The following is a 10,642-nucleotide window of genomic DNA, read 5'->3' as shown; positions in this document are numbered from 1 at the left end:
GATAAAATCGTTCAAAAAGTAATTATCAAATAAATAATTACAATTAGAGATATAAAAAATCCTTTCTTGGTCAAACAGGAAAGGATTTTTTTTATTCTTTTATGTAAAACTTTGTGATACACTCTTCTCTAAAATCCTCTGTATAAATAAGAGCAGCCCCTATTTTTATAATATAATTTGCTAGGCCAAAATCTCCAGAACAAGAAATAATATGTAATGTGGATATTGATAAAATAACAGGTAAGTAATTAGGAAATAAAAAAACAGCACTTATTAGTATTAAACTAATTACAACAAAAGGAGCAAATGCAACAAATAAAAATTGTCTTCCATTGATCACTTCTCGATCTGAAGCAGCATAAAACATTAATTTTTTGAGAATTGCTCCAAAGTATACATTATTCACACCTACTACCTTATAGGCTAGTGCATGAATACTTTCATGTATAAAAACTAAGAAAGGAAAAAACCATAAGATGGATGAAAATTTGAAAGAGATAGACAATAAATGGTTTTTGTTCTCATAGTTCTGAATTACATTCATTACAAAAAAACCGATAAAACTAATTAAAAAAGCATACTGTATAAATTTATATATAAAGATCAATACACTCTTACTATTAAACTGACTAACAATAAAGTAAGCCATATCTTTATGCTCGATAATTTTAATTTCTTTCATAAGTTTTAGTTAGCTTGTTTGCAATTGTTTGCAATTACTAATTTTAATATTTTGATACAAAAAAGCTATAAATTATCTTAGACCGTTCTAAAATTAATAATCATTTAAAGAAACTAAATTATGACACAACAAGAAATCATCGACGGCTTAAAGGCGGGTAATGCTAATTTTGTTGCAGACAAGTCTGAAGGAAAATTAAGAGATAAAGATAGAAGAAAGGAGTCATTAAAAGGACAGTCGCCTGATACAATCGTATTAAGTTGTGCAGACAGTAGAGTTGTCCCTGAATTACTTTTTGACAAAGGCATTGGTGAGTTATTTGTTGTTCGTAATGCGGGTAATATTGCAAACACAGACAGCATTGCTTCTATTGAATATGCAGTTGCTAATTTAGGTTCTCAAGTAATTGTTGTATTAGGTCACCAAAATTGTGGTGCTGTTACTGCAGCTGTAGCTGGTGGTGATAACGGATACAACTTAAATCACTTACTTTCTCATATTACACCTGCTGTTGCTGCTGCTCCTAAAGGATCAGAAATCAACGATGTAGTAAAAGTAAATGCAAAATTAAATGCTGAAGGATTAGTGAACAGGTCATCTATTATCAAAGGTGCTGTTGATAGTGGTAAAGTAAAAATTGTTTCAGCTTACTATAACTTAGAAGGTAAAGTTGAATTTATTGACTAATTCTTATTTAAGATAATTAAAAAGCCATCTTACAAAATTAATGTAAGATGGCTTTTTTTATACTTTCATCACTCCTCTTTTCACCAACTCAAGCACAATATCTGCTTCATGGAAGGCATCATCTGCTCCTCTATGAATTTCCGTGTAATCATTGTTAGGGAAGAAATAATCATAAGCTTCTTCTACCTTAGGCCACTTCCATTCTTTTCTGTAATTATTCCATTTCACTCGGCAAATATCAGTAGATAGTTGCATGGGGCACTCTAATTTTCTTGGAAAAGAAAATCCTCTGTCTTCTAAGAAATCAAAATCAAAAGAACGATTGTAGGCCGTTGCTCCTTTTGTATATGTATTCAATATTTCTTGAATTCTAGGTCTTAGTTTCTCCAAATGCGGACTATAGCGTATTTCTTCCATAGTCATATAACCATTACTGACGATCCAACTACTCTGCACACTATCTAGGGTCATCCCTTTTTCATGGCAAACTTCATCAAAAACAATGTTCTTCTCTCCAGTAACAACATCTAGTTCTACCATTCCAATTTCGGCAATATGTCCTCCTTGATTTAAAAATCCGGTGGTTTCAATATCGATGATTAGTATCTTATTATGCATGTTATCTGTTTGTGTAGGGATAAAAAAAATGTGGAATAAAGATAAAATAAAATATAAGGATAAAAAAGAAGCCGTCCCTTTCTGTCGGACGGCCTCAATAGATAGAATGTAATGCTTTAAGTTAAATGGATGACTTATTATAAATAAATAATCTATTGATGTCTTTCTAATAGACACCAATGATAACAGTAACTTGTAATTTTAATTCGTTAATTAAAGTTGTGTGTATTTCGATCAATTCATATATAAGACAACTGTAAATGTATGTTCCCTACAATTGTTGGGATTCCTTAACAGAATATACGTAACCGTTAGCCATTGCGGCATTTTCTATTAGATGATTATAATATTCGCTCCACTTTTTAATTTATTTACTAAACAAAAAGTAGGGTATCATGAGTTTGAGCTTTCTAATGTCTTTTAGATTCATAACATGTAAGAAGAAATTGCCTAGTACTGTCCAACTCTTCTTTCAATAGTATAATATGCTTTTTCTTGAATTGGGTTATATACAAGCAAACAGATATCATTATTGTCTCCAAAAAAACAAGCCGATTTATAAACACATTGATTCAACTCTTTGGTATAAAGAGGTTCATCTTCAGATAAAACCGTTATGATATTTCTATTGGTTGAAGTATTATAAACATAAACTTCATTTCTTGTGACAACTAGGATTTGTTTTAAATCTTGAGATAAATGTACATCTGTAACATTTTTAAAATCAAGCTCTGTAACTTTTGTAAGTGTACCTTTATTTACTCGAGATGATATACTGTAAACTTCTGTTTTATCATCATTAAACGTAAATATGTAGTACATTTTACTTTTAGGGTGAAAAACCAACGCTTTTGCGTCTTTTTTAAGATTAGGATATTCAAAAGTCTGAATAAAGGGAACTGCAAAGTGATCTTCTATATTACTTTCATCAATAGAGTAAATTTGAATGTTATCTCTTTCTTTTAATGGATCTCCAATATCACCTATCTTGATATCATTAGAATGAAAAGAAATTCCTTGCCATCCAAATGAAGTTCCTCTTACAAAAACCTTGTCTTTTTGTTTTCCCGTTTCAGGATTTACTAGATAAAGGTAAGGCTCATTTTCTGTTTTTGTTTGCATCCACAAACCATCATGATTTTTTGAATAAACCATACCTGTTACAAGACCACCTTTGAAACTTAACTCCTGTTTATGAGAAATTTCATAAGTCACATCTTTGGGTACCTCACTTGAATTCTCAAAAGATTTACATCCCAAAAGAAATAAAAGAGTCGATATAGTGATTAATAATTTATTCAAATTCAAATATTGCGTTAATGAACAATACAAAAATAATCAGCTGAAGATTATTTCTATAATGACTTATATCTTCATTTAGAAAGATTAAGATCCTAACTCTAGATATTATGCATTGTTTAGTGCTTCAAAACAATTTTAACAAAATATTTTGTTTTACAAAAAATTTACGACTTCAATAACAACAACTTCTTTTTAATCTTAATTTTTCAATATTATGATTTAGATTTATCATATTATCACAGAATTGAATAAATCTTTTTAATTTTTCAAAAAATACGACATTAAAATTGTAATTCAAACTATATTCTTTTACTTTACCTATAGATTCAGTGGAGTATTATATTTTACTTGAATTATTTACCTATCCTAACATTTTTAATATTACAAATAGATACTAAGAAATGAGCAATTACAAATTTGAAACACTACAATTACATGCCGGACAAGAAGTAGACCCAACAACGAAGTCTAGAGCTGTACCAATCTATCAGACAACATCTTATGTATTTGACAGTGCTGAGCATGCTGCTAATCTTTTTGGATTAAAAGAGTTTGGAAACATCTATACTCGTATCATGAATCCTACGACTGATGTCTTCGAAAAAAGAATGGCTGCTTTAGAAGGTGGTGTTGCAGCAGTAGCTACCGCATCTGGACAATCTGCACAGTTTTTAGCACTTACAAATATCATGGAAAATGGTGACAATTTTGTTGCTTCTTCATTTTTATATGGTGGTACTTACAACCAATTTAAAGTTCAATTTAAACGTCTAGGTATTGAAGCTCGCTTTGCTGAAGGTGATAATCCAGAAGATTTTGCAGCTAAAATCGATGAAAATACAAAGGCGATTTATTTAGAGACCATTGGTAATCCTGAATTGAATATTCCAGATTTTGAGAAAATTGCTCAAATCGCAAAATTACATAAAATACCATTAGTTGTTGACAATACTTTTGGTGCTGGAGGGTACTTATTCCAACCCTTAAAACATGGTGCTAATATTGTTACTGCTTCTGCTACAAAATGGATTGGTGGACACGGTACGTCTATTGGTGGTATTATCGTTGACGGTGGAAACTTTGATTGGGGTAATGGTAAATTTCCAATATTTACGGAGCCATCTGAAGGGTATCATGGCTTAAAATTCTGGGAAGTTTTTGGTGAAAATAACCCATTAGGTTTACCAAATATTGCTTTTGCTATTCGTACGAGAGTGGAAGGTTTGAGGGATTATGGTCCAGCAATAAGTCCATTTAATGCTTTCCAACTAACACAAGGTTTGGAAACACTTTCTTTGAGAATGGAAAGAATTGTTCAAAATGCACAAAAATTGGCAGAAACTTTAGAAGTTCACGAATTAGTAGATAAAGTAAATTATCCAGGCCTGAAATCAAGTAAGTATTATGAATTAGCACAGAAATACTTAACCAACGGTGCAGGTGGTGTATTTAGTTTTGAAGTAAAAGGAGGTTACGAAGCTGCTAAAACTTTTGTTTCTTCCCTACAATTAGTCTCACATTTAGCCAATGTGGGTGATGCCAAAACGTTAGCAATCCACCCTTCTTCTACAACTCATGAACAACTAAGTGAAGAAGAACAAATTGCAAGTGGAGTTACACCTGGCATGGTGAGAATTTCAACTGGTTATGAGCACATTGATGATATTCTTGCTGATATAAAACAAGCATTAGAAAAGACACAAGTTCCTGTAGCTTAGTGATGAATTGAAATATTTGATGCCTTCTTTGTTGAACAAAGAAGGCTTTTTTGTATCCATTAAACTTTCTGTTGTACCTTCAAAAGAATATTAATTGTAACATTGCTTACAATGGAATCCCTTAATACTTTCGTCTCGACTTAAAAAATCTTTACCAAATTCTTTACTTAAAGCAATTTATTAAAATGTATCATTCAATCTTTGGACCTTAAAAATTTCAAGTATAAGGTTCTCAATTTCAACAATAAAGTAGTGGTTTACTTGCAAAAGTTTTAAACGTCATTCTTATTTTAAAACCGTAACAATTAGTATCTGCTACTTTTCCCAAATAGGATTAAGGTGATGCAATCAAATAGAAGAGAATGTAAGTATACAGTTAAAATTAATGCTTTCCCTTTGTGTTTATTGCGTGTGATAAAGGTGATTGATAACATTTTTACTGACTTAAACCTCCATTATTTGAATCATCAAAAACAGACAATTTAATCGTCTTGTTGAATAAAAAGTTTGAGTATAGAATTAAAGAAAAGATCAATAACCGCTTGACTAACTCTTAAAGCAAGCGACAACAAATCGAGTAAATGACAGTATTATGTCAAAATTAAAAAGGTGTTGTGATCCTATTGATTACAATGCCTTTTCTTTTTTATTAAAAAATTTAATTGAAATATATTCTAATAATTCTCTTGAAATAAATTTAGAATAATACATTTGCGGTGTACTAAAAGAAATATGATGAAAGGAGAACAATTTTTAGATATTGAGACAGAGAAATTAATTGCTCAAAATATTAAAGAACATGGGTATCATATCGGTATCATTGATGGTGATGATTACTTACCTGCATTTGCTTTTAGTATTGGTTTATATGCCTCTTATCAACATCCTGAAGTGATTCTATTTGGTCTTTCAAATGAAGTGATGCAAGTTGCTTTGAATGCTATTTGTGAAAAGGTACAGAAAGGCACTAAATTCTCAACAAACACAAATTATGACAGTATTCTAAATAAGTATCCTGTTCAATTTGTGGAAGTTGATAAAAATAACTATTTCAATTATTTAGATTATTGTGCTCACTTTTATAACGACTCTACTGATTTTCCTGCGCTTCAGATGGTTTGGACAGATAAAAATGGCCGCTTTCCTTGGGATGCAGAATTTAATAAAGATTGGAAATTCAATCAGCCCTTATTAGATAGAAACAATGATTTTAAGTTTTTTGAAGAAAAAGAGTTAAAGGTTTACACCACAAAATATACTTTAGAAGGAAATCCAATATTATGGGTTTATCATACACATGATGGTGATTGGGAATTTCACAGTGAAGAACATCCTGATTTTGATAATGTTGTTATTTTACCAGTCAATGAGTTGGTTCAAAAAGATAAAAGTTTAAATGAAGTACACATTCTAAGTTATGGACAGTGTGCTACTCGTAAAGATATACATTCTCCTTGGGAATTTTCGGATTATTCCGAAGAGGATTAAAAAAGAAAAAGCGCTATCGATCAGTATAATCAATAGCGCTTTTTTATCATTTTTTATTTTTCAAAACCTTTGTATTCTACCCAATCAAAGTCGGCATATTCTTTTGTTTTGTTGCCATTGCTAGTAGCATAAACACCACAATAGGCACCGGTATATCCACTATTCCAACCAAAGCTCAACAAATAATCTGATTTAGTGGGTTGAAATGCTGTAAATGTTTTTCCATCATCCAGAGAATAAGAGAACGTATATTGGTTTTCTTTTGAAACTAATTTTAGTTGAATCTTTCCATTATAATCCGATAATTCTTGTTCCTCTAAAACTTGTAATTCGTCTACTTTCTTCTCTGCTAATTTTAATTTTAAAACGGCTTTTCCATTTTCTTTAATCACCGTAAAGTTGATAAAGTTGTCATCTTTCTGAAAGATACTGATTCCAGCTTCTGCACCTTCTTTTTTAGCAGCAAAGTTCATTTTAGCCGAATATTCAAAATCCGTTTCTTTTTGACGTACTCCCATCAAACTTGCACGACCTCTTTTTTTGATGAATTCTGGTTTTAAATAAAGTCTTAACCAGCCTTCTTTAGCTGAAAGACTGTATGTATTTTCCATAGGAACACGTCTAAAGTTCCATTCAACATTTAGGTCTTTTTGATCAAAATTATCTAAAAAAGCATCATTTCTTTGTTGTGGATGATCTGTAAAAGGAAGTTTTTCATTCTTCATCACACGCCCAGTTTCTGGAGCAACTACGGGCCAATCGTATTTAATTTCTTCCCACCAAAATGGCACTCTCTCCCATTGAACAGGGATCAAAAATGTTTCTCTACCCATATTAGAGGCCCGTTGTAAATCACCTCTAATTCCAAGTGCGACCATATACCAACGACCATCTTTCAATTGGACAATATCAGCATGCCCCGTAGAATTTACCCAATTGTCATATGAAAGATTTCTAGTTGTCAAGATTGGATTTCGTTCATTAGATTCATAAGGGCCCGTCATATTTTCACTTACCGCAATCATCATTGCGTGATTGTAACTCGTCCCCCCTTCTGCAACCATTAGGTAGTATTTCCCATCATGCTTATAAACATGAGGTCCTTCAACCCAAACACCTCCACATGCACCGCGATAAAGGTAGTGTCTTTCACCTTTGAATTTCCAATTGTCAAGGTCAAGTTGTTGTGTCCATATTTCTCCCTCTCCTTCATAATTTGGGTTCTCCGGTGAATGTGTCCCTACAAACCAAACATCACCATTGTCATCAAAGAAAAGATCTGGATCAATTCCCGGTGCACCTTCTATAATATGAGGTTCAGACCAAGGACCGGTAATATTTTCTGCTGTAATAATAAAATTGATCGTCTTAGTTGGAGAACCATCAATAGGATTATAGACATTCGTAGTGATGATGTAAAATTTTCCATCATGGAAACGAATTGTAGGTGCATGAATTCCGCCATTTTGTTGTACATCCACTAAATTCATTTCACCATTACATTGGTCTTCTCGGTGTAATCCATACCCAACAAACTCCCAATTGACTAAGTCTTTGGAACGGTGTAAAGGAAGGCCAGGAAAGTATTCAAAAGAGGAGTTTACGATATAATAATATTCTCCATCTGTTGTGATAGAAGGGTCAGGATATCCCCCTTGTAAAATCGGGTTTTTGAAAGTAGTTTCTTGCCCAAAAGATAGGTGAGCAAAGAAACATAAGATAAGGACTAATTTCTTCATTTTCATTTAAAAGCGTTAAAACAGCAACAAGTTAATCATATTCAAAGTTAAGTCGATAATATTTTTGAAAATTTAGAAAAGCATGTAATTATATAACAATAATGTATTACCTTATTTAGATGAAAACCTACTTACTTCTACTCTGCATTGTTATGGCACAACTTTCTTGTCAAACAAAACAAGAAAAAAATAAGGTAATTGCACAAACTGTTCTTCCTAAAATTCAGGAATTAAAGGAAGTACCTTCACGCATTACACGTTCAATTAGAAAAGATAAAGATGGAAATTTACTTTTCTCTTCTTTTGATCGTATCATCAAATTTGACGGTAAACAATTTCATACTCTTTTTGCTCTTGATACCTTAGATGCTTTTGATGCCATTGAGTTAAAAAATGGAGAGCTTTGGATTGGCAGTACACATCATGGGGTGTATAGAATTATAGATCAAAAGGTTATACATTATACTACAGAAGATGGATTAGTAGGAAATCGTGTCATGAAATTTTTAGAGGATCAAAACGGAATTTTATGGATTGGAACAGAAAAAGGAATCAGTCAGTTTAAGAAGGGAAAATTCATTAATTTCACCATGGAAAATGGACTTATTAATCTAGATATCAATACTTTTTATGAAGATCGAAACCATAATATTTGGATTGGAACAAGAGGTGGCACAATGCTATATAATCGAAACACCAAAAAATTTGAAACTGTAAGAACTCCAAAAGGAGAAACACTCTACAATATTTGGGCTTTCACTGAAGATAAAATGGGTAATATTTGGCTGGCTGGCTATGGTGGTGTGTATTATCAATCTCAAAATCAGATAACAAAAGTATCCTCTGAAAGTAGCGGTTCACTTTTTACAGATAGTCAAAATAATTTGTGGGTTACACATCGTGTAGGTACTCAAGCAACATTGGGTAAAATCCACCATAATCCGAACTTCCCTTATCAAATAAATATTCAAAAAGTACTTTCAAAAGATGACCTCTTTTTCGGGATCCAAGAAGATAAAGGCGGTAGAATTTGGGTAGGTCGATTGATGGGAATTGAAGTGTATCAACCTAATGAAATAAGTATAAATACTTCTTTTGAAAAATTATAACAAAACTAATTTCAAAGGAATGCTTAGCACTACTAAAAAAGTTAATCATCATTAATACGCAGAAGTATAACGAAAGTTATGTTTCTCCTAAAATTTCACTTTATTTGAGGTTCATGAGAAAATAATTCTTCATTTGTTCTCATTATATCTCAGTTGTTTAGTATTTTAAAACTTGAATTAACTGAAAAATACACCTATAATTTCACTGACTTCAATAACCTTTGATTAGCTGTACTACTATGATGAGAATTTCGACACTATTTATATTATTGTACTTATTGGGGACACAACAAATATTTGCTCAGTAAACGATAGATTTTAATCACGTCACTGAAGGGCAATATAAAAAGTTCAATTCTTCAATTACTCAAGATAAAGATGGTTTTATTTGGTTTGCCACAAACAATGGCTTAAACAGGTTTGATGGTACTAATTATAAAATTTACAAAAGTGTACTTAATGATAACCTGACAATTCCTCACAATTATGTAGAAAATCTCTTTTACGATTCAAAAGATCGTCTTTGGGTTAGTACAATTGGAGGCGTCTGTATTTATCAGAAAGAAATTGATAAATTTAGAAGAGTCGAAGCTCACCCTACGATTAATAAAGACCTTATTAATATGATTTTTGAAGATCGTCAACATCATATTTGGTGGGCAGGTTCGAATGGTTTATATCTTCTTGATGAGACATTACAACAAGTCGCCTTTAAATTTGGTTTAAATGAAACTTGGAGAGCAGTATTTCAAGATCATTTGGGTAGAATTTGGGCTTTAGGTTCTGAGAGAATCGTTATTTTCAATGAAGAAAATCTAAAACACCAAGAAATTAAATTACCTAAAGGGTATAAAGTTTACAATTTCAGAGCTATTATTGAAGATCATCAAAATACAATATGGATTGGCTCTTGGGATCATGGCATTTTTAAGGTTGATCTTGAAAATTTAGTTTTAGAAGAGCTGGATGATGAACGTTTTCCCTCAAGCAAAATGACCTCATTTATCAACGATAGTGACAATAATCTTTGGATAGGTTCTGAAAATTACGGTCTGTATCGATATAGTATTTCCACAGATGTTCTACAAAAATTCACCTATAATCAATATGATAAAAATTCAATCACATCTAATGTAGTCTGGTCGATTTTTGAAGATCAAAACGAAAAAATATGGGTTGGTTTTTATGATAAAGGACTTGATTTTTATGATAAAAACTATCATGAAATAAGATATTTCACAAAAGGGGATGAAAAAAATAATCATCCCCTTTTTTACTACGTAAATAATAATATAACCA

Annotated in this window: 9 protein-coding genes and 1 pseudogene; 6 read left to right on the top strand and 4 right to left on the bottom strand. The window is 31.7% G+C overall.

The features are described 5' to 3' along the window. Positions 1-91 precede the first annotated feature (91 nt). Positions 92-682 carry a DUF3267 domain-containing protein gene (locus tag ACXAHM_RS25495; protein ID WP_474966844.1) on the bottom strand — a complete coding sequence of 197 codons (591 nt, stop codon included), beginning with the start codon at positions 680-682 and terminating at the stop codon, positions 92-94. A 120-nt stretch (positions 683-802) separates the two neighbouring features. Here ACXAHM_RS25495 and ACXAHM_RS25490 point away from each other — a divergent pair, with 120 nt between their 5' ends. Further along, positions 803-1,369 (top strand): carbonic anhydrase, encoded by a 567-nt coding sequence (locus tag ACXAHM_RS25490; protein ID WP_474966840.1) that lies wholly within the window; start codon positions 803-805, stop codon positions 1,367-1,369. 57 nt (positions 1,370-1,426) lie between these two features. Here the strand turns inward: ACXAHM_RS25490 and ACXAHM_RS25485 are convergent, their stop codons facing one another. Together ACXAHM_RS25485 and ACXAHM_RS25480 are read right to left on the bottom strand one after the other, a co-directional pair. Beyond that, positions 1,427-1,987 carry an exonuclease domain-containing protein gene (locus ACXAHM_RS25485; protein WP_474966836.1) on the bottom strand — a complete coding sequence of 187 codons (561 nt, stop codon included), beginning with the start codon at positions 1,985-1,987 and terminating at the stop codon, positions 1,427-1,429. Between the two features lie 450 nt (positions 1,988-2,437). Beyond that, positions 2,438-3,289, bottom strand: a complete 852-nt coding sequence (locus tag ACXAHM_RS25480; protein ID WP_474966832.1) for a hypothetical protein — start codon at positions 3,287-3,289, stop codon at positions 2,438-2,440. 401 nt (positions 3,290-3,690) lie between these two features. Here ACXAHM_RS25480 and ACXAHM_RS25475 point away from each other — a divergent pair, with 401 nt between their 5' ends. Both ACXAHM_RS25475 and ACXAHM_RS25470 read left to right on the top strand, forming a co-directional pair. Beyond that, on the top strand, positions 3,691-5,007 hold the full coding sequence (locus ACXAHM_RS25475) for an O-acetylhomoserine aminocarboxypropyltransferase/cysteine synthase family protein (protein WP_474966828.1): 1,317 nt from the start codon (positions 3,691-3,693) through the stop codon (positions 5,005-5,007). A 732-nt stretch (positions 5,008-5,739) separates the two neighbouring features. Then, positions 5,740-6,495: a DUF4262 domain-containing protein gene (locus ACXAHM_RS25470; RefSeq protein WP_474966824.1), complete on the top strand. Its 756-nt coding sequence runs from the start codon at positions 5,740-5,742 to the stop codon at positions 6,493-6,495. A 53-nt stretch (positions 6,496-6,548) separates the two neighbouring features. On the opposite strand, the gene ACXAHM_RS25465 is transcribed toward ACXAHM_RS25470, so the two are convergent. Continuing rightward, positions 6,549-8,234, bottom strand: a complete 1,686-nt coding sequence (locus tag ACXAHM_RS25465; protein WP_474966820.1) for a glycoside hydrolase family 43 protein — start codon at positions 8,232-8,234, stop codon at positions 6,549-6,551. 152 nt (positions 8,235-8,386) lie between these two features. On the opposite strand from ACXAHM_RS25465, the gene ACXAHM_RS25460 reads away from it, so the two are divergent. The 3 genes and pseudogenes from ACXAHM_RS25460 to ACXAHM_RS25450 form a co-directional block, all read left to right on the top strand. Then, entirely contained in the window at positions 8,387-9,343 is a 957-nt protein-coding gene (locus ACXAHM_RS25460) for a ligand-binding sensor domain-containing protein (protein WP_474966816.1), read from the top strand. Positions 9,344-9,654: 311 nt separating this feature from the next. After that, positions 9,655-9,750 (top strand): annotated as a pseudogene (locus ACXAHM_RS25455) (two-component regulator propeller domain-containing protein); the annotation flags it as partial. A 216-nt stretch (positions 9,751-9,966) separates the two neighbouring features. Then, the coding region (locus ACXAHM_RS25450; RefSeq protein WP_474966812.1) for a ligand-binding sensor domain-containing protein at positions 9,967-10,642 on the top strand (676 nt) is incomplete at its 3' end.

This window comes from Flammeovirga sp. AWQ4_249 (assembly GCF_056161045.1).
The sequence above is the reverse complement of the archived record's forward strand: the minus strand, read 5'-3'. Positions and strand labels throughout refer to the sequence as shown.